The organism is Oribacterium sinus (genome assembly GCF_963537195.1).
GTDB lineage: Bacteria > Bacillota > Clostridia > Lachnospirales > Lachnospiraceae > Oribacterium > Oribacterium sinus_A.
Genome location: NZ_CAUTEG010000002.1, coordinates 22,650 through 41,086 on the forward strand (window position 1 = coordinate 22,650; position 18,437 = coordinate 41,086).

15 protein-coding genes and 1 other RNA gene are annotated in these 18,437 nt (G+C 42.2%); 12 read left to right on the top strand and 4 right to left on the bottom strand.

Annotation, left to right across the window (positions count from 1 at the left end):
- The first annotated feature begins 165 nt into the window (after positions 1 to 165).
- From RYL27_RS00650 to pcp, 7 genes are all read left to right on the top strand, one after another.
- Positions 166 to 1,413, top strand: coding sequence for an ATP-binding protein (locus RYL27_RS00650; protein ID WP_314964448.1), 1,248 nt, complete (start codon positions 166 to 168; stop codon positions 1,411 to 1,413).
- 165 nt (positions 1,414 to 1,578) lie between these two features.
- Positions 1,579 to 1,803, top strand: a complete 225-nt coding sequence (locus RYL27_RS00655) for a DUF3791 domain-containing protein (protein ID WP_304073113.1) — start codon at positions 1,579 to 1,581, stop codon at positions 1,801 to 1,803.
- 52 nt (positions 1,804 to 1,855) lie between these two features.
- On the top strand, positions 1,856 to 2,095 hold the full coding sequence (locus RYL27_RS00660; protein WP_314834385.1) for a hypothetical protein: 240 nt from the start codon (positions 1,856 to 1,858) through the stop codon (positions 2,093 to 2,095).
- Positions 2,096 to 2,288: 193 nt separating this feature from the next.
- The gene (locus tag RYL27_RS00665) at positions 2,289 to 3,158 is read left to right on the top strand and encodes a hypothetical protein (protein ID WP_314964454.1); all 870 of its coding nucleotides are present in this window, start codon (positions 2,289 to 2,291) and stop codon (positions 3,156 to 3,158) included.
- 9 nt (positions 3,159 to 3,167) lie between these two features.
- Positions 3,168 to 4,052, top strand: coding sequence for a hypothetical protein (locus RYL27_RS00670; protein ID WP_314964457.1), 885 nt, complete (start codon positions 3,168 to 3,170; stop codon positions 4,050 to 4,052).
- Between the two features lie 126 nt (positions 4,053 to 4,178).
- Positions 4,179 to 5,369, top strand: a complete 1,191-nt coding sequence (locus RYL27_RS00675) for an adenylosuccinate synthetase (RefSeq protein ID WP_314964460.1) — start codon at positions 4,179 to 4,181, stop codon at positions 5,367 to 5,369.
- Positions 5,370 to 5,463: 94 nt separating this feature from the next.
- Positions 5,464 to 6,066 (top strand): pyroglutamyl-peptidase I, encoded by a 603-nt coding sequence (gene pcp / locus RYL27_RS00680; protein ID WP_314964463.1) that lies wholly within the window; start codon positions 5,464 to 5,466, stop codon positions 6,064 to 6,066.
- A gap of 136 nt (positions 6,067 to 6,202) precedes the next feature.
- On the opposite strand, the gene RYL27_RS00685 is transcribed toward pcp, so the two are convergent.
- Positions 6,203 to 8,659: a Cna B-type domain-containing protein gene (locus RYL27_RS00685; RefSeq protein ID WP_314964466.1), complete on the bottom strand. Its 2,457-nt coding sequence runs from the start codon at positions 8,657 to 8,659 to the stop codon at positions 6,203 to 6,205.
- A 404-nt stretch (positions 8,660 to 9,063) separates the two neighbouring features.
- On the opposite strand from RYL27_RS00685, the gene RYL27_RS00690 reads away from it, so the two are divergent.
- The 3 genes from RYL27_RS00690 to RYL27_RS00700 all read left to right on the top strand — a co-directional run bounded on the left by RYL27_RS00690 (position 9,064) and on the right by RYL27_RS00700 (position 11,279).
- The gene (locus tag RYL27_RS00690) at positions 9,064 to 10,341 is read left to right on the top strand and encodes a M20 metallopeptidase family protein (protein WP_314964469.1); all 1,278 of its coding nucleotides are present in this window, start codon (positions 9,064 to 9,066) and stop codon (positions 10,339 to 10,341) included.
- Between the two features lie 170 nt (positions 10,342 to 10,511).
- Positions 10,512 to 10,766 (top strand): DUF4160 domain-containing protein, encoded by a 255-nt coding sequence (locus tag RYL27_RS00695; protein ID WP_183684856.1) that lies wholly within the window; start codon positions 10,512 to 10,514, stop codon positions 10,764 to 10,766.
- A 12-nt stretch (positions 10,767 to 10,778) separates the two neighbouring features.
- Complete coding sequence (locus RYL27_RS00700) at positions 10,779 to 11,279, top strand: DUF2442 domain-containing protein (protein ID WP_183684855.1); 501 nt, start codon at positions 10,779 to 10,781, stop codon at positions 11,277 to 11,279.
- Positions 11,280 to 11,880: 601 nt separating this feature from the next.
- Here the strand turns inward: RYL27_RS00700 and RYL27_RS00705 are convergent.
- The 3 genes from RYL27_RS00705 to RYL27_RS00715 form a co-directional block, all read right to left on the bottom strand.
- Positions 11,881 to 12,300 (bottom strand): hypothetical protein, encoded by a 420-nt coding sequence (locus RYL27_RS00705; protein ID WP_314344654.1) that lies wholly within the window; start codon positions 12,298 to 12,300, stop codon positions 11,881 to 11,883.
- Positions 12,301 to 12,418: 118 nt separating this feature from the next.
- On the bottom strand, positions 12,419 to 14,464 hold the full coding sequence (locus RYL27_RS00710; protein ID WP_314964475.1) for a leucine-rich repeat domain-containing protein: 2,046 nt from the start codon (positions 14,462 to 14,464) through the stop codon (positions 12,419 to 12,421).
- 287 nt (positions 14,465 to 14,751) lie between these two features.
- Positions 14,752 to 15,849, bottom strand: coding sequence for a glycerol dehydrogenase (locus RYL27_RS00715; RefSeq protein ID WP_314964478.1), 1,098 nt, complete (start codon positions 15,847 to 15,849; stop codon positions 14,752 to 14,754).
- A 369-nt stretch (positions 15,850 to 16,218) separates the two neighbouring features.
- On the opposite strand from RYL27_RS00715, the gene ssrA reads away from it, so the two are divergent.
- Positions 16,219 to 16,558, top strand: a transfer-messenger RNA (tmRNA) gene (ssrA, locus tag RYL27_RS00720).
- Between the two features lie 139 nt (positions 16,559 to 16,697).
- Entirely contained in the window at positions 16,698 to 18,362 is a 1,665-nt protein-coding gene (rho, locus tag RYL27_RS00725; protein WP_314964481.1) for a transcription termination factor Rho, read from the top strand.
- Positions 18,363 to 18,437: the final 75 nt, after the last annotated feature.

An 18,437-nucleotide genomic window follows, 5' to 3' on the forward strand; every position in this document is an offset into this window, starting at 1 on the left:
AAAATGGAAACTGCTTCTTACAAAACAGAGTCAATCTTGGATTTAATTCAATCGAAAAGCAATTTCATCGATTTTTTTCAGCCGTAAATTCAAGCGTAAAATTTTACGATTGAATTTGCGGCTGTTTTCAATTACTATTGTCCTAACAACAAGGAGGGAATGGGAATGAAAGAGACTAGACAGCTGGAATTTAAATCAGATATTTCCAATACATTTTTAAAAACGGTGAGTGCATTTGCCAACTATGATGGTGGACAGATTATATTTGGTGTGGGAGATACAGGAGAAAGAATCGGGCTAAAGGAACCTGCGGAGACCTGCCTTGCAATAGAGAATAAAATAAATGATGCCATTCGCCCACAGCCTCAGTATGAACTATCGGTGAATGAGAAAGATAAGACCGTAACTCTTACAGTGGAGGCGGGACCGGCTAAGCCTTATACCTATAAATCCAAAGCTTATCGAAGAAATGATACCGCGACTATTGAAGTGGATGAACTGGAGTTAAGCAGATTGATTCTGCAGGGCAGAAATATTCATTATGAAGAGCTTCCTGCGGATACAAAAGAGCTTTCCTTTTCGGAGTTGGAACGGAGAGCTAAACAGGAGATAGGAATAAAATCTTTAAATAAAGACATTTTGAAGACCTTGAATTTATATCATGATGGAGAAGGCTATAACCATGCGGCAGAGCTCCTTGCGGATCAGAATCATTTTCCCGGAATTGATGTGGCCAGATTTGGGGAAGATATCAGCATTATTTTGAAGCGTGCAGTATTGGAAAAAGAATCTATACTTTCTGAACTGGAGAAAGCGGTCGAGATCTATCGAGATTATTATCAGTATGAAGAAATTCGGGGAATGGATAGGGTAAAGGTAGAGAAGATTCCCGAGGAAGCATTCAGAGAAACCATTGCCAATGCCTTGATTCACAGAACCTGGGATGTCAACGCTCAGATTCGTGTGCTGATGTTTGAAGATAGAATTGAAGTCAGCTCTCCGGGAGGATTGCCGGCAGGACTTTCGGAGGAAGAGTATTTAAAGGGAAATATCTCCATGCTCAGGAATCCTATTTTAGGCAATGTATTTTATCGTTTGCATATTGTAGAAATCCTCGGCACCGGAATTATTAGAATTAAAGAAGCTTATAAAGATAGTCAAAAGAAGCCGGTATTTGAGGTCTTTGAGAATTCCATTAAAGTCACTTTGCCAGTTATCAGCAGTATAAATCTTAATGCAGATGAGGCTTTTGTATATGCCGTATTAAGGAAAAACTATCCGAAATCCATTAGCGAGATTATGGAAGAAGTGCCATTTAAGAAATCGAAGACAGCAGCACTGTTAAAGAGAATGGTGGAGAATCATTACATTACGATTGTAGGTAGCGGAAGAGGAACGAAGTATAAGATTTAGAAAAAGATTAGAGAATGCCTATTCATTACAGAATTGATTTTATTATAGATATGATTTGAATTCAGATTCGATAAAGTTTTTATATTGCGACAACAGTGTATAGGCAGTAATATATTTGTACACATACATTGTAATTTATTATGTTAGCGAAGGAGGTATTCTGCTATGAGTATAAGGGAAAAAGAAGTACTTAATATGCAACTAGTCTTAATACCAATTTTAGCGAAGGCATGGAAGAAAACCTATTCTGAGCTATCAGATTTGTTAAAGAAATATGATGTATTGAGCTACATTGATGTTTGCTATGAAGCTTATAATTCTACTGGCAATCAAGGGATTATCGATGATTTGCAAGACTATATTGAGATGCAGGGGGGCTTGCTTTTTTAGAACGGAGAAAGCAGTAAAGACATGATAAAGTGAAAAGGCAGGTGATTGAATAATGATTACGAGTGCAGATCAGAAAAAAGCTATGCGAAATATAGCCGTATTTCTTGTGGAATATATTATGAAAGATAAGGGATATTCAAGAGATGAGGCAGTTGAATTTTTGATGAAAACCACTGTTTATGCAGCCTTGATGGATGAAGAAACAGACCTTTATCTGGAATCCAGAGAATCTATCCTGGATATCTTAAAAGAGGAATTGGCCGGAAATCCGTATAGATTGCTGGTGGTATAATAATATTCTTCTATTCGTGCTTTTTATCTTGGACAGCATAGCTTCCTGGCAAGAGTTTAAATGTACTCTGCTAAGAAGCTATTTTTATCTCTTCAAATAGACCTCCCCCTCCATTTATGCTATACTTTCTCTGTAATTAAACTTTGTTATTTATTGAAAGTTCTTAATGGTTATGGCTCATCAAAGGAGGTCTATGATTTGCTATCGTTGTAAGCAATGTGGCGCCCAGTTGGAGCTAGGCAGTGCCGGCGGATTTCAGTGTCCCTATTGTGGGGCAAGAGCCTTCCTGTCCGATGCGGAATTTAAAGGGAATCAAGAGTTTCGAAAGAAGCTTTTGGCCTATTACAAGGCGAAGGCCAGCGAGAAGGAAAATGACTATAGCGGCGATACTTTATGGGAAGAGCTGGGCACAGCCACCTACCCTATGGCCAATGGCAAGAATTTAACTCTCTCTTATATGGATCGTTATCATTATCCGGAGATGGTCTGCTATTTGTGTCGGGAGTCGGTGGTCTATGTCTTTGACCGGGAGGATGGGGCAAATGCTTTTATACAGGGCTTAGCTCGTCTTAGCTTTCCGGAGGCGGATGTAAAGTTATCAAGGTGTTTTCCGATGCTAAAGTCTAAGATTGCTTTAGATGGAGGAAAGTACTGTCTGATCTTCACCAGAAAGCCCTACTTTTATCCCGCGGAGGTCTTTGCCCCCTTTGCTTCCGAGCATTTGGGTTGGGTGATTTCCCGAATGGAAAATATCTGTTGCGCCCTAGAGTATTCGGAGCTTCAGCATGGGGATATTACGGCGTCCAGTCTTTTTGTGAATTCGCTTACCCATGAGGGAATGCTCTTCGGGGATTGGAGAAATGTGGAAAGGAAGCGCAGCAATCAGGATTTACTGGATTTGCGAAAGACCGCAAAATCCGTGGCGGAAAATATCCATAGTCCGGCTCTTATGGAGGAATTTTTATTGGCAGAGCCGGAAGGGGATGCCTTTCAGGACTTCGGCACATGGGACAAGGTGATCGAAGAGGGATTTGGCGGTCACCGGTTTGTGAAGATGAAATAGGAGGAAAATATGGGATACGGCAGTTATTCAGCATCAGATTGGCAGAAATTGAAAAGCAGTAGAAAGCTCTCCAATGGGCAGAGAGTAGAGGAAGTATTTACAAGAAGAGAATGTAATCCCAAGATGAATCCGAAATTCATCGGAACCAGAGAGTGTTTCGACTCGGAGGAGCATCCCAATACGACTCCTATTGTTGTAGGTTTGGATGTGACCGGCTCCATGGGCTATCTTGCGGTGGAGCTGGCAACGGGAGCCTTAAATGAGCTGATTACCAAGCTGTATTCCACCGGCGCCGTGGCGGATCCTGCTCTGATGTGTGCGGCTTACGGGGATTTTCAGGATGCATCCCCATTGCAGGTCACCCAGTTTGAGTCGGATATTCGTATTGCCGAGCAGCTCTTAGACATTTACTTTGAAAATCATGGAAATGGTCAGGTGGTGCCGACCTGTCTTTGGGAATTCTTGTCCCGCCATACCAATATTGATGCGGTGAAGAAGAGACAGCAAAAGGGCTTTCTTTTTACCATCGGAGATATGGCAGAGATTCGCAGTGATTCGGTGGGAGCAACGATTGCCCGAGTTATAGGAGATGATATCGGAACGAGTATCACAAAAGAGGATTTATTGAATGAAGTGAAGCAATCCTTCCATGTTTTCCATATCATGATTGGCGGACACAACCAGGAAAATGAGAAGCTGCTTCCGGGGCATTGTATCGTACTGGAAAGACAGGATATTTCCTGCCTTCCGGAAATCATTATCAGCGCCATTCAGCTGCAAAAGGGAGCTGTTTTAGAGGAAGTTCTTGGGCGTTGGGATGAAATCAATCGTCCTGTGATTAGCGCGGCATTAGCACAGTTATCTTTGCAAAGGGATGAAGATATTTTCCTATAAGCATAATCACTGTCATAGGCACAGGGCTGAATATTTAGCTTTGAGAAAATAGCAGTTAATGGCAGGGAATGAACTCATACCTATAAGAAATAGCAGTCATTAGCAAAAGGATAACAAGATTAATTTATGAGAACAATTGCGGTTATCGGCAAGAATTTTGGGGATGAAGGAAAGGGCTTTACTTGTAGCCGTCTTGCCTCATCCCTTAAGAATGCGTTGATTATTAAACATAATGGCGGCGGACAGGCAGGTCACACGGTAGAAGATCCGAAAGGAAAATGGCGTTTTGTCCATCATCAGATTGGCGCCGGAGCGGAGTACCATGTGCCTACTTTATTTGCCGATAGCTTTATGCCGGACTTATTTCAGCTGGGCAAGGAAGTGAAAGAGTTTACGGAGCTCTTTGGCTTCCGGCCCATTCTTTATTCTGAAAAAAATGTTCGAGTAACGACTGTAGAGGATGTACTTTTAAATATGGGAGCGGAGGTGGCCAGAGGCAAGAATCGCCACGGTTCCTGCGGTATGGGCATAGAGGAATGTGTGCAGCGAAATGCCGCCGGTTACGGAATTACTGTGGAAGAGCTTGCTGGATGGAGCAAGCAAGATTTATTAGACCGTTTAAAGCAGATTCGAAAAGAATATACGGAAAGAAGAGCAAAAATCTTGGGAATATATCCCTCGAATCCATCCTATGAGATGCTAAATAATGAGACGGTACTGGAAAACTTTATGATAGAAGTGAAGGAGAATGTGAAGCTACTGAAATTAGTGGATGCGGATAGAAAATGGCTGGAGGAGTTCCAAAATTTGATTTTTGAGACAGGACAGGGCTTACTTTTGGATCAGGACTATGAAGCTTATGCGCCTCATTTGACTTCTTCCAAAACCGGAATCCATAATTCGGCCGTCTTTTTAGAAAAACGAGGCTTATCCCTAGAGGAAGCTATCTATGTGACTCGCCCTTATGTCACCCGTCACGGAAATGGCCCTTTACCCTGTGAAGTGGACCCTTCTGAACTTCCCGGAGTGGGAGAGGATCTGACCAACCGGCCCAATGAATGGCAGGGAACTTTACGCTATGCAAAGCATGAGAGCTTGGAAGCCTTTTTTGCACCGGTACTTAGGGATAGGGATTCCTTAAATTGTTTAGAGCGTAGGGACGAAATAAAACGTCCCAAGCATCCCAAACTCTCCATCCTTGTTACCCAACTATCGGAAACAGGAAATCAACTATACTTTGATGAGGGGAGTATTCCCTTTGAAACTCTTCAGAAAGCGGGAGAGGAGTTGGGGATTTCTTGTTTTAAAGATATTTGATAGAGGGCTCTTAAACTTCCCTTGAAAAGAATGTAAATAGCGCATGTCATGTTTATGAAACGCTCTTAAAAGAAATAGAATCGGAGGTTAATCCTTGAAAATATTACTGACAGCCTTTACTCCCTTTGATGGGGAGAGTATTAATCCGGCGCTGGAGGCCATGAAGTTATTGCCGGATAAAATAGGAAATCTTGAAGTTCTAAAGTTAGAAGTACCAACAGTTTTTGGAAAGTCTGCTCTACTTGTGCTAGAGACCATAGAAAAAGAAAAGCCGGATTTTGTCCTTTCCATAGGACAGGCAGGAGGAAGGGCGGAGATTACTCCGGAAAGAATTGCCATTAACATAGATGACGCCAGAATTCCGGACAACGAAGGCAATCAGCCGGTGGACAGGCCCATTTATCTCGATGGGAAAAATGCCTATTTTTCAACTCTGCCGGTAAAAGCCATGGTGGAAGCTATCAAAAAAGAAGGACTCCCCGCTGTACTATCCAATTCAGCGGGAACCTATGTTTGTAACCATTTGCTGTATTCAGTGCTGTATTTTATTCAGATAAATGCTTTGCCCATCAAGGCAGGATTTATCCATGTTCCCTATATCCCTGAACAGACAGTAGAGAAAAAAGACAAACCATCCTTAGCACTATCAGAGATTGTAAGAGGGCTTAAAGCCTCCATAGAGGCAATTTCAAAATAAGATATCGTAGACTTTTCAAATCAATCATTAGAATAAAAAGAGCTGTATAAATTAAATTATATAGTTGAAAGCGATTGCAGCTCTTTTTATATAAAAAAGATGCCGTAGAAAATCTACGACATCTTTTTTTGAAATCTTATCTCTTCACTGTTCTCTTTAATCCATAGTAAGCAAGTCCTAATACGGATAGACCGAAGAAGCCTGCCCAGAGGAGAAGCTTAGAGCTGTCTCCGGTTGGGGTATCACGCTTATTGTCTGCTACCGGTCTGGATTCTCCTAAAACCTGAGGAACAAGCTCAGGTTTTACTTCATTTTCCGTTACTTCACTGGAGTCCGGAGTAGGTGTAGGTCTGGACTCACCGGCTACCGTCGGGGTAGGAGGAGTGGATGGTGTGGGATTAGAAGGTGTAGGAGTGGATGGTGTGGGGGTAGAAGGTCTGTTCGGTCTTGGTGATGGTGTTGGCGGTGTTTCAGGAGTGGGGCTTGGAGGAGTAATGGTCTTTGTATTGGTAACAATATATCCGTTAGCTGCATCTCCGCTGATTTCTGATGTATATCCGCTTAATGCCACCTCTTCTACGGTGTAAACAATCTCGTGTCCGTCATTGGCATCAAACTTGGGAAGATTTACAAAGCTGTGCTTCCACTGATCGGCTTCGGTAAGAGTTACCTTCTCCTTGGTGGCGCCATCTGCCAGAAGCTTAATCTCTACCTGATTTGCACTTTCGCCGTTCCACTTCTTTTCTACGGTAAGAATGATTCCGGGAACATTTACAAGCTTAAATCCGCTGGTTTGATTTCCGCTCATTTTCACAGAATACCCCTCAGTGCCTTTTTCCTTAATAGTGTACTGATAAAGTTCGTCATTTTCATCAATCTTTGGAAGGTTCTTAAAGCTGATGCTCCAATCATCGGCTTCTGTCATGGTCTCTTGGCCGATGTAAATGGGATTTGCCGAATCTTCTTTATTTACGCGATAAAGTTCTACGATAATGCTGGTAGGACGGGTTTCCGGATTGTCATATTTCCAGGTCTTATTGACCTTGATGGAAATGACCTTCTTTTCTCCGGTGTTTACGGTTCCGTTGGAGCCGATTCCGCCGCCACGGGTAGCAGAGGTATTTCCGGAAATGATGACCTTGGCCAAGCCTTCCGCCTCAGCGTCTTCAGTCACGTCAGAGTGTAATCCTAAGATTTCGCCTGTAGCGGAGCTTAATTCACCCTCTAACTTGTTGATGGGAAGCTCTTCATTTTCATCATTTTTCCAGTTATAGGGAGTTCCACCCAGCATAAAGGAGGAGATAGCATACTTGGGAGAACCGCTACTTACATAACCGTAACGGTAACCCGCCTCGATATAAATATCCTGTGCCTTTTCAGAATGGTTTCCGAAGATAGCAACACCGTTCTTTACATTGATTCCTGTATTGGAAGTGGGGCAGGAAGCATATCCGCCACCTTCAGTCTCTGCAGTATTATCGGTAATCAAAGCATTGGTCAGGTTTAAAACACCCTGCTTACCGCGAAGGATTTCCGCCTTACCGTTTACGTAGATACCGCCGCCGCCAAAGTGCTTGTTTCCATAGCCTTCACCGGTCATGGCATTGTTAATAATCTTTCCTTCGGAAATGTTGGCAACGGAATTTCCGGTAGACAGTCCGCACTGGATAAAGATACCGCCACCGCTTGCTCCTGCTTTGTTTCCGCTGATGGTTCCGCCGGTCATGTTTAAGGTATTCCCTTCGGTAACGTCAATGATAGAGCCCAGTGCAATACCGCCTCCATACTCATGACAGTAGTTATCAGCAATCAAAGCATCGCCGCTTAGGTTAATGGTAGAACTGCGGTATGCGCAGATTCCGCCTCCACTTACAAAGGGATTGCCGTTAAAAGTATTTGGGGAAATGGCCTTGTTTTCTCTGATTTCTCCCCCGGACATATTGAAAGTGGTATTATCTAATAAAAAAACTCCGCCGCCAAAGAAAGCGCTATTGTTCCGGATAATTCCGCCGGTCATATTAATAACAACCTTTTTGGTATCGGAAATCGCGTAGATGGCACCTCCGTTAGCATCGATTCCTTCAGTAACAGTTACAAAATTGTTTTCTAAGATGGCATCCTCTTCAATATTTAAATTGCCGGAAACCTTAATCAGAGATTCTCTGGTTTTTCCGTCATTTTCTCCGCCACCGTCGATGGTAATATTTCGAAGTGTAGCTTCTTTTCCGGCTGAAATGCTTAAAAGATATCCTGAAAATCCCGGGTTTCTCATAAGAATGGCATTGGTATTGTCCAGACTTACTTCACCGTCAACAGGAACAGTGTCTACAACGTAAATAACCTCGATATAAGGATTTTCCGTTGCCATTTGTTTTGCTTTTTCGAAGGATTTTACGGCAGTTTCCTGTGTAGTTCCATCGTTCTCGTCGTTACCGTTTTGACCATCCAGATAGAGATTCTCTTCCTGGGCATATACCCTCTGCAGGTTGGATGGCATAAATCCAAGAGATAGGGTAAGTGCAAGTAAAAATGTCACAACAGCTAAAACCCGTCCCTGGACCCTCTTCATAATGAATTGGGGAATTGTCCTCATTTGTAAATACCTCCTAAGATAAGCAAAATTTATTGTTTAAATAAATTAATGATATCATAATATCGTTATTTTACAATGCTATTTTATGGAGAAATGGAACTAAAAGACAGAAAATCGTAGAGAGAAAAGCTCTTAAAATTTGTATAAAATTGCTATAAAATAAATAATTATATTGAAGGATATGAGTTTTTGTCTGGATTCATGGAAAAAATCGTATTGTCATGGCTTTTCAAAGCGAATAGAATGGGAAAATGGCAAGACAAAATAGTAGGATAGTATAGTAAGAAAGGTCAGTAAAAAAGAATAGCAATAAAGAATAGCAATAAAGAATAGCAATAAAGAATAGTAAGAAAGAACTGTAGGAAAACAGATCCAAGCTAAGAGTAAGGACGGAGGCAAAAACAATGGACATTCATAATAAAGTAAATAACGAAGCGGATATCCAAGCAAATATCCAAGCAAATATCCACGAAGATAAACCAGCAGATAGTGAAAAAGATATTCAAGCGGCTAGGCCGGAAGATTTTCAAGAAGAGTTGGTGAAGCTTCGCCGGTATTTTCACGAGCATCCGGAGCTGTCCTGGCAGGAATTTCATACTCAGGAAAAAATCATGGAATATCTGGATAAGCTGGGGATCCCCTATAAAAAGTCCTGTAAAACCGGTGTTATTGCCAGCATTCAGGGAAAGAAGTCAACAGGAAAGGTTATCGGGATTCGGGCGGATATTGATGCCCTTCCGGTGACGGAACTTTCGGACTGTGCTTGGAAGTCCAAGACGGAGGGCTTGATGCATGCCTGCGGTCATGACACTCACATTACCATCCTGCTGGGAACGGCAAAGCTTTTAAAGCAAATGGAAGAGGAGCTTACGGTTACTGTAAAGCTTTTATTTCAACCGGCAGAGGAGTGCATTGAGGATAGCGGAGCCGGCTATATGAAGGAGGATCCTGAGGCATTATCCTGCGATCGAATGATAGCCTTGCACATTTGGAGTAAGCTTCCGGCAGGAACAGCCTCCATTCGTTACGGTGCGGTGATGACAGCTACAGACACCTTTGGCATTTTCGTAAAGGGAAAGGGAGGGCATGGCGCACTGCCCCATCAGACTGTTGATCCCGTTGTTGCCGGTTCGGAGTTGGTAATGTCTTTGCAACGCATCGTATCCAGAGAAATCAGCCCCCTGGAGCCGGCAGTGATCAGTGTCACCTCTTTCAGCTCCGGCAATGCCTACAACGTTATTCCCGGAGAGGCTCATTTAAAGGGAACGGCCAGAACCTTTAACCCGGAGATTCGTAAGCAGTATCCGGAGATTCTAAATCGTGTAGCAAAGGGTGTGGCAGAGGCTACGAGAACGGAAATAACCGTTGACTACCACCTTGGGCCGCCTCCCATGATTAACGATACAGCCTGTGTGGATACGGGAAAAAGAGCAGCTGCGAAGGTTTTTGGGGAAGAAAATGTGCTGGATTGGGAGCCCCAGATGGGGGGAGAGGACTTTGCCAAGTTTAAGGCGCCAAAATGCCTTCTTTTCCTTGGTGCCGGCTTCCCGGAGGAAGAACTTCGTTATCCCCAGCACAGCCCCTATTTTGCTATAGATGAAAATGTCTTAAAACTTGGGGTGGAGTATTTTGTGGAGTATGTGCGGGAGTTCGAGAAGGAACTTAGTAAGGAAAAGCTGTAATAGTTTTCAGAAAAGCTTTCTAGAGGAAATTAAGAGATAAAAAGGCAGGGAGAATTCCCTGTCTTCTTTTGTGAAATTAATTTACAAAAAATCACGGAAACGTGATACAATAAGCAGTATAAAATACACTTTGTTCAGAGTGGATATTATGAATATAAAGGAGCTATAACATGCCGGTATTATCCAGATTTTATGGAATTATCATTAGAATGTATTTTCAACAGGCAGAACATAATCCGCCTCATATTCACGCATTGTATGGTGAAGAAATGGCAGCTATCACAATCCAGACTGGCGAGATTTTGGAGGGGTATTTGCCCCCTAAGGCATTAACTATGGTTAAGGAATGGATTGAGCTACATAAAATAGATCTTTTGCAAATGTGGGATACGCAGGAGTTTAAATCTCTTGCTCCATTAGAGTAAGGAGTTGTTTAAATGATGCATAAAGTTAAAGCGATCAGTGCACTTCCAAATTTTTTCTTAAGTATTCAATTTGTAGAAGGGATTACGAAAATATATGACGTAAAACCCTTATTTTCAAAATGGGCAGCTTTTAAGGCGCTACAAGAAAACCCTAAGTTATTCTCTGCTGTGGAAGTTGACGTGGGAGGGTATGGAATCATTTGGAATGATGAATTAGACTTATCTTGTGATGAACTTTTTGAAAATGGAAAATCTGTACAAACTCCATTTGATAATATTATAGCATTTACTGATGCTACCAGGCTATGGGGACTAAATGAGAGTACCCTTCGTAAGGCTATTACTTATGGAAAGCTGGTTAATGGTGTTGATGCCTGTAAATATGGAAAACAATGGGTGGTGACTGTTGATGCCATGAAACGAGAGTATGGTATTCCTATGTTTGAAAGGAGATTGGTTTCTGAAGATTTAGCACCATATAAAGTTTTGCAAAATCAAAAAAAGAATAGTTGAGGAAAATTTATAGCAGTTGTAGTTCCGATTGGTGAAAGAATTCGAAAGAGAAGAGTTTCTTTTGATATTTGCTTAAAATGACAAATGGCGTAAATTGATGAAATATTGGAACTCTATGATATTGCTTCATAGGGTGTCATTTTGCTTTCTCAGTTTCAACCCTGACTTGCTGGGCTATGCAGAGCAAAACTCCTTCCTCAGAGCATTTACAATATGGACCGGGAAGAGCGTTACGAAATATAGACAAAGCCTGAGTAAGTAACGGCAGGAACTTACAGTAATTCAGGACAGTAAAGGACTGTAAAGGTTCAGAAGATGAAGCTAATAATGCAATAGAGTCTGTAATGGGAACAATCTGAGCCCGTCGGTATTTGCAGAAGCTCAGCGAAGTGAAGGACTGCAAATGTCAAAAAGATGAAGCGAATGATGCAGTAGGAGGCTGCAATGGGGGCAATCTGAGCCCGTCAGTACTTACTGAAAGCGAGCATTGCGAAGCTTGAAGTTAGTACTGCTACGAAGGCGAGGTTAGCGGGAGCGTGTCCCTTAACAGCCCTATACTGCATCAGAGCGAATATTTGCAATCATTGTAGTCTTTCCCTCATCATTCTTTGGAAAGATATCTCACCCCTACGCCATGCTTTCGCAAAGCTTCCTTCAATTCTTCCAGATACACCTTGCCCTGTTCGTTATTCGTAATGGTGAAGAACTTATGCAGTCCGGACTTTCTCAGAATTTGAATAGCATAATATCTTTCTCCATGACGGTTATGGATAGGATCCACATGGACGGCACGCATTTCGGAAAAGGGAATGGCCCGTTTTCCGATACAGATTAATCCTGCATGAATATAAAGAGTATCTCCCACGATATGGTAGGGGGCAAAAAAACTGCCCCCTGTTCTTAAGATGATTAGACGTCGGAACAGCCAAATAAGGCCTATGAAAAGGAGAAGAAGTTGGACTAAAAATGGGGATTGATATGTACTCCTACTTCCTTCTATTAAATAGTAAAAAAATTTCATTTGCTTCCTCTTTCTGCCTTGAATTTTCCATGGATATCAAACAGAATTTTGCCTTTTTTGAAATCGTATAGCCCTGAATGATACGTTCTCATTCTAAACTTTCAGTACACAAATTTTCCTAATCAAAGGAATCCACAACCTCTACCGTATCCGGTAGGATCTCCATATTGGCGATGGAATTTCCGGACAGCTTTACCTTCTTTAAATTAGGAAGATTCCGTAGCATACTGATATCGGAAATGTAATTGTCGGAGATATCCAGCTCTTCAATAGTATTTAATCCTTCCAGACAATCCAGGCTTTGCAGTTTGTTTCCGGGAATCATCAGTTTTTTTACTGCCTTAAAATGAGACAGATAAGCTTTGGCATTTTGATCAAAGTTCCTGCTGTCATCATCCACATTGTGAATCTCCGCCTTTTCCAGGGCTAGAATTTCCGTGCTGTTGTCCTCTTCCATTCGACTTAAGGAAAGACTGAGAACCGGACCATCCGCTACATTACTGTCATCCTCAGGATAAAAGTACATTTCCCTTACCCCGATATTGGAAAGGGCTTTCGTGTAATCCTTATAGCGATCCATAGGGGTTCCCAGCATGGTAAGACGTTCCAAAGCGGGAAGCTCCCGCAATGCATTTCCCAAGTCCGTATCTACCAGCCCGGTGATTCCGCGTCCTACAAAGCAGAGGTCGCTTAGGGATGTCATTCCTCGTAAAACGTCCGCACTGTAATCGGACATATAGTTTCGAATTGTCAACTTCTTTAAAGAGGGCATGTGGGCAATCTTGTCCAAATCCCAAACCAAAAGATTCGCTTCTTCCAAAGCTGTTAAGCCGTGTAAATCCGGTAAGTCAAAGGTATGGTAGTTGATATACAGTTTTTGTAAGGAAGTCAGAGTGGGTAAAGCATTTACGTTTTCCACATCATGGCAATCCAGATATAAGCTGTTTAAGGATAGATGATTGGCCAGCCCGTCTAAGGAAAGAATAGGTAAGGTATCTAAACTCAAGCTCTTTAGCTTGGGCATGTTTTTTACAAAGCTTAAATCCTTTAGGCTTGTTATATCCTTAAGCTTTAGATTTTCAAGCTGAGGCATACCGGATAAAACACTAACATTGTCCAGAGGCTCATTATTGGGGCCGGTAATGGAAAGATCGGTACAGTTACTAAGAGAAGAAAGGGGGGAAAGGTCTAAAACCACCGCATCATTTCCTATAATATTAAGGGAGAGACTTTTTAAAGAGGGAAGGTTCCTTAGAAAAAGCAGCCCGCCCTCATAATCTTCATCTACACGAACGCCAAGAGATTCCAAAGAAGTGAATTCGCTCAAGATATTTTCAATGCTTATCTCTTCGTTATCTTGAGACCAATATGTGGATAAAGTATGAGAAAAATTCACTCCGGAAATTCCTAAAATCTCCTCCGGATGGGGAAGAATCCTTTTTAAATCTGCGGCATAGATATATTGGTCGGAATAATACTTTAAATTGCCTAGATTTTTCAAATCTTGGCTATAGCTCGTATTATCATAGCTGAAGCTTATATTTCCATCTAATTTCAGGCTCACAAGGCCTGTAAAAGCCTGAAGGCTGGATTCGTCGATGGAGTCTGTAGAGGGGAGGAAAATGGTCTTTTTTTCTAAAGCTTCTCCTGCTTCATCTACGCTTTCAGCATACGAAAATACCCATTGTTCAGCGGCATTGTCACTTTTTCCCGATTTTTTCCGGATATCCAAATATTGAATGGAACCATATTCCTCAGGAGTCAGTTCCGAGACAGGCTTAGCGAAGACCTGTTCCACAAAGCTGATTACAGTACTGTCCTCCGGCGTAGTGCAGTAGCTTGAAGCTAATGCAGTTGGGGCGGAGGAGTCGGAGCTTTGATAGAAAATTCGACTTAAGCTAAGGCATATAATAATGCTTGGTAAAAATAGTACCGCAAGAAGAATCCCTAATAGATATTTTGGAGATTCCTTTTTTGGGGGGGCTGTATAGGGAGTATTGTAGTTTACTTTGTCAATATGGATATTTTGTGTGATATCCGGTTTGTGAGGCTCCAGGTAAATCTTGGTATTACAAAATTTACAGGTTACAAAGCCTTCCTTCATTCCCTCCGGAATATCCAAGGTACCGTTACAATTAGGGCAGACGATTTTTGTAAGTTTCATAAAAGCTCCTGATTTTATTTTTTAATTTTCTCTATCAATTTACAATATTTAATGTGGAGATTCAAGGGGATAGAAAAGGATTTTTCTTATCCAAATGGAGCATTTTATGTATTTTCAGACTCAATTAATGATGCTATACAATCTATTTTAAATGGGGATAAAAAAGCACATTGAATATGATATAGCCGGCGATAAAAAAACACATGGATTATCGATAATGTCGGTGATAATCCATGTACTTATGGAGATTTGATAATAAAGAATTGAAAAAAATAGTTCTATATCTTTTAACAGCTTCCCTTTTTCTTCTTACCTAAGGCATCTGCCGCAATCATGGCATCATAAAGCTCTGTTTCCGTTACATCTCCTGCCAGATTATGGATGGTTTCTCCGGGAACACAGGCATTTTTGGCGATGGTGTGGAGGTCTGCATCGGAAAAATCACCCAGCTCTGCCAAGGTAATGGGAAGTCCTACGGCAACGCAGAAATCTTGAACCTCCTCAAATTCCTCCTTCTTTACACCCTCCAGACAAAGCTGTACCAGAGTACCGAAGGCTACACAATTTCCGTGGGGAGCGCTGTGACCGCCTAAAGAAGTAAGACCGTTGTAGAAGGAATGGGCAGCGGCAACATTTACATTGTCAGCTCCTACGCCGGAGAGGTAAACACAGGCTTCAATGATGTTTTCCAAGGCCTTGGTGACTACATGATTTTCACAGGCCAGAAGAGCGGCTTCTCCGTATTTCTTCAGGTTATCGTAGCAATACTTGGCAAGCACCATTCCTGCTCCGGGAATTCCTGCATTTTCCAAACTGGGAGATTCGGTACGAAGAGAGGCTCTTCCTTCGAAATAGGTTCCCAGTGCATCTCCCATACCGGCAATCAGGTAGCGAACCGGTGCATTGGCGATTACGGTGCTGTCTACCAGAACACAGTCCGGATTGGTGGGATAGAAGAGGTACTCCTTGAAGGAGCCGTCATCGTGGTAAATCACGGAAAGACCGGTACAGGGCGCATCGGTGGCTACAACGGTAGGGATAATGACAATATGCTTCTTCTCATAAAAGGCTGTTGCCTTCGCTGTATCCACGGCGGAACCGCCACCAACACCAACCACGGTATCAATGCCCTGTTCCTCTACGATTTTCCGCATTCTGGAAATTTCCGATTCACTGGAAATGCCTCCGAAGATTTCATAATGACGAACTTTATCCGTTCCTTCGAAGCTTTTTTCTAATTTGTCATGGCAGGCTTCATAGGCACTATGAGAGCAGACAAAGAGGTAATTTTTTCCCATATACTCTGTTTCCTTACAGAAGGAAAGCAAAGCGTCTCTACCCTGAACATATTTCAACGGATTTCTCATTTCTCTAAGTTTTTTCATTTTGAACCTCCTTGGCATCTTTCAAGCAATTTCTTTTCTAGACTCTTTGTACAACTTAGTCCATAGCTTTTTGAACAGCTTTTAGGGAAAAGTGTTCTGAAAAGGAATGGTTATTTATTTAACAATCTTATTGTAGCACGGAAGAGGAAAAACAGAAGGAGAAAATGTATATTTGTCTAATATAGAGGAGTTATTGCTTTCTTCTATGAGGGGATAGAAAAATATCTGCTAAAATCGCTCATTAAACAGTATTCTTTTCTTTCAAAATGATGGAGAATCAAGAATAGAGTAAAGATTTTGTCAGTTGATAAAGAAATAAAGCTAATCCTTTACAAATAGATATTTTCCTCGTACAATAAGACTGTTTTAGGGCTTGTACCGGTTTCGACGGGGATGATGCAGCTTTAGAAGCTATCCGAAAGAAGTCGCGTTAAACTTCAAACTTAAATTTAAACGCTAACGATAGTTACGCATTAGCAGCCTAAGCGCTGCTGGCCAGCCTTCCTGCACTCACACGGGAAGATCCTGACCTCATTTTTGTGAGAAACGACTGTTGCGGTTCCTCCCGCAACCGGGCGTATTTAGAGGATACCGGCTGGGACAAGACGTGCGCATCTTATCCTAGTGGGGAATCTTGAAGCGTACTATGATAGTAGAAGGAGAGGGAATTCGTTTTCGGACATGGGTTCGACTCCCATCAGGTCCATCCTAAACATAGGGAGGAAATCTTCTCGGATTTCCGTCCCTCTTTTCTTATCAGGGCTTCCCCTGAATCAAACTTCCTAGCTTATTCATTTTAATAAAGTAATTCTATATTATATTTCATTTTTTCCATCAAAGGAGTATTTATGCCAAGAAAAAAATCCACGGAGATTCAAGAAGAACTGCTGCAGACTGTGACAGAGGAGAGCAAAGCCGGCACAAAACCGCGCAAAGTCTCTGCAAAAAAGAAAGATGCATCCTTATCAGCGGATAGGGAGACGGAGCTGCAATCCGTTGAGAAAAAAACAAGAAGCAGGAAAAAGTCCCCTTTGGAGGATGAGTCTGTCACAGAAGAGACGGCGACAGTGAAGGAAGACCGGGACGCAGTGAAGGCGGAAAAGGGGAGAGTAAAAAAAGAGAAGACTGTAGCGAATAAAGAGAAGACAGAAGCAAAAAAAACTGAAACAGCGAAAATTGAAGCAACGAAAGTGAAAGAAATTGTTTCTAATGAGACTTATGAAGAAGGCTCCCAAAACACTGATGGGGGAGAAGAGTCTTTTGACACTTCTTCCCGGGACAATGTGCCCAGAGAAGAAGTTCGTAGAGAAGGCCCCAGAGACACGGATGCCAAGGAAGCCCATGGAATCCTGGAGGTTATGGCAGATGGCTATGGTTTTATTCGTTCCGAAAACTTTATGCCGGGAGAGCAGGATGTCTATGTGAATTCTCTGATGATTCGTCGTTTTCATTTGAAAACAGGGGATATGATTTACGGTTATGCCAAGTCCAGAAATCCCCAGGAAAGATACAATGCTCTTTTGTATATTGAAACGGTGAATGATTTACCGGTTTCCGCCATTTTTAGAAGACCGGATTTTGATAAGCTGACTCCCATTTTCCCTGATGAAAGAATCTATATGGAAAGAGAAGGGAAAAGAGTGCCTACCTCTTTAAGAGTGCTGGATCTCTTGGCGCCTATCGGAAAGGGACAAAGAGGAATGATTGTTTCTCCTCCCAAGGCAGGAAAAACCACTCTTTTAAAGCAGATTGCCCAGTCTATTCTAAAAAATCAGCCGGATATGACCTTGATGATTCTTCTGATTGATGAGCGTCCCGAGGAAGTGACGGACATGATGGAAGAAGTTGTGGGGGATAAGGTGCAGGTGATTTACTCCACCTTTGATGAGTTGCCGGAGCATCATAAAAGAGTGGCGGAGATGACTATTGAACGGGGAAAACGTCTGGTAGAGCAGGGACAGGATGTTTGTATTCTTTTGGACAGTATCACCAGACTGGCAAGAGCCTATAACCTGATTGTTCCATCCTCCGGAAAGGTCTTGTCCGGCGGTATGGATTCTGCGGCTCTCCATATGCCCAAACGTTTCTTCGGTGCAGCCAGAAATATCCGAGAGGGAGGCAGCTTAACGATTTTAGCTACCGCATTGGTAGATACCGGCTCCCGCATGGATGATGTTATCTATGAGGAGTTTAAGGGTACGGGAAATATGGAGCTGGTGTTGAATAGGGAACTTCAGGAAAGAAGAATTTTCCCGGCTATAGACATTTTAAAATCCGGAACCAGAAGAGATGATTTACTACTTAGTCCCTTGGAAAAGGACGCGGCGGATTTCATTCACAGAGAGCTTGCTACGGAAAAGAAAACTGTGGTGGAAGAGACTTTAAGCCTCTTTGATCGTACCGTAAATAATATCAGTCTTTGTGAAACCCTGGTTCGGGGGAAAACCTTGCAAAGCAGCGGCCGAATCGGCGGGGAAAAAGCAGTCATAAAAATAAATAAAAATAATTTGTAACCTTTTTGAGATTTCCTCTGTCTTTCCAAATGTCGGAAGAATTCGCTTCCGAAACATTGATAAAGATGGAGGAAT

Bases quoted from the DNA above. Each gene is read 5' to 3' on its own strand.
- RYL27_RS00705 (WP_314344654.1), bottom strand. From the start codon at position 12,300: ATGAAATTTTTTTACTATTTAATAGAAGGAAGTAGGAGTACATATCAA.
- RYL27_RS00665 (WP_314964454.1), top strand. From the start codon at position 2,289: ATGATTTGCTATCGTTGTAAGCAATGTGGCGCCCAGTTGGAGCTAGGC.
- RYL27_RS00690 (WP_314964469.1), top strand. From the start codon at position 9,064: ATGGACATTCATAATAAAGTAAATAACGAAGCGGATATCCAAGCAAAT.
- RYL27_RS00670 (WP_314964457.1), top strand. From the start codon at position 3,168: ATGGGATACGGCAGTTATTCAGCATCAGATTGGCAGAAATTGAAAAGC.
- RYL27_RS00695 (WP_183684856.1), top strand. From the start codon at position 10,512: ATGCCGGTATTATCCAGATTTTATGGAATTATCATTAGAATGTATTTT.
- RYL27_RS00715 (WP_314964478.1), bottom strand. From the start codon at position 15,849: ATGAAAAAACTTAGAGAAATGAGAAATCCGTTGAAATATGTTCAGGGT.
- RYL27_RS00650 (WP_314964448.1), top strand. From the start codon at position 166: ATGAAAGAGACTAGACAGCTGGAATTTAAATCAGATATTTCCAATACA.
- RYL27_RS00660 (WP_314834385.1), top strand. From the start codon at position 1,856: ATGATTACGAGTGCAGATCAGAAAAAAGCTATGCGAAATATAGCCGTA.
- RYL27_RS00655 (WP_304073113.1), top strand. From the start codon at position 1,579: ATGAGTATAAGGGAAAAAGAAGTACTTAATATGCAACTAGTCTTAATA.
- RYL27_RS00700 (WP_183684855.1), top strand. From the start codon at position 10,779: ATGATGCATAAAGTTAAAGCGATCAGTGCACTTCCAAATTTTTTCTTA.
- rho (WP_314964481.1), top strand. From the start codon at position 16,698: ATGCCAAGAAAAAAATCCACGGAGATTCAAGAAGAACTGCTGCAGACT.
- RYL27_RS00685 (WP_314964466.1), bottom strand. From the start codon at position 8,659: ATGAGGACAATTCCCCAATTCATTATGAAGAGGGTCCAGGGACGGGTT.
- RYL27_RS00710 (WP_314964475.1), bottom strand. From the start codon at position 14,464: ATGAAACTTACAAAAATCGTCTGCCCTAATTGTAACGGTACCTTGGAT.
- RYL27_RS00675 (WP_314964460.1), top strand. From the start codon at position 4,179: ATGAGAACAATTGCGGTTATCGGCAAGAATTTTGGGGATGAAGGAAAG.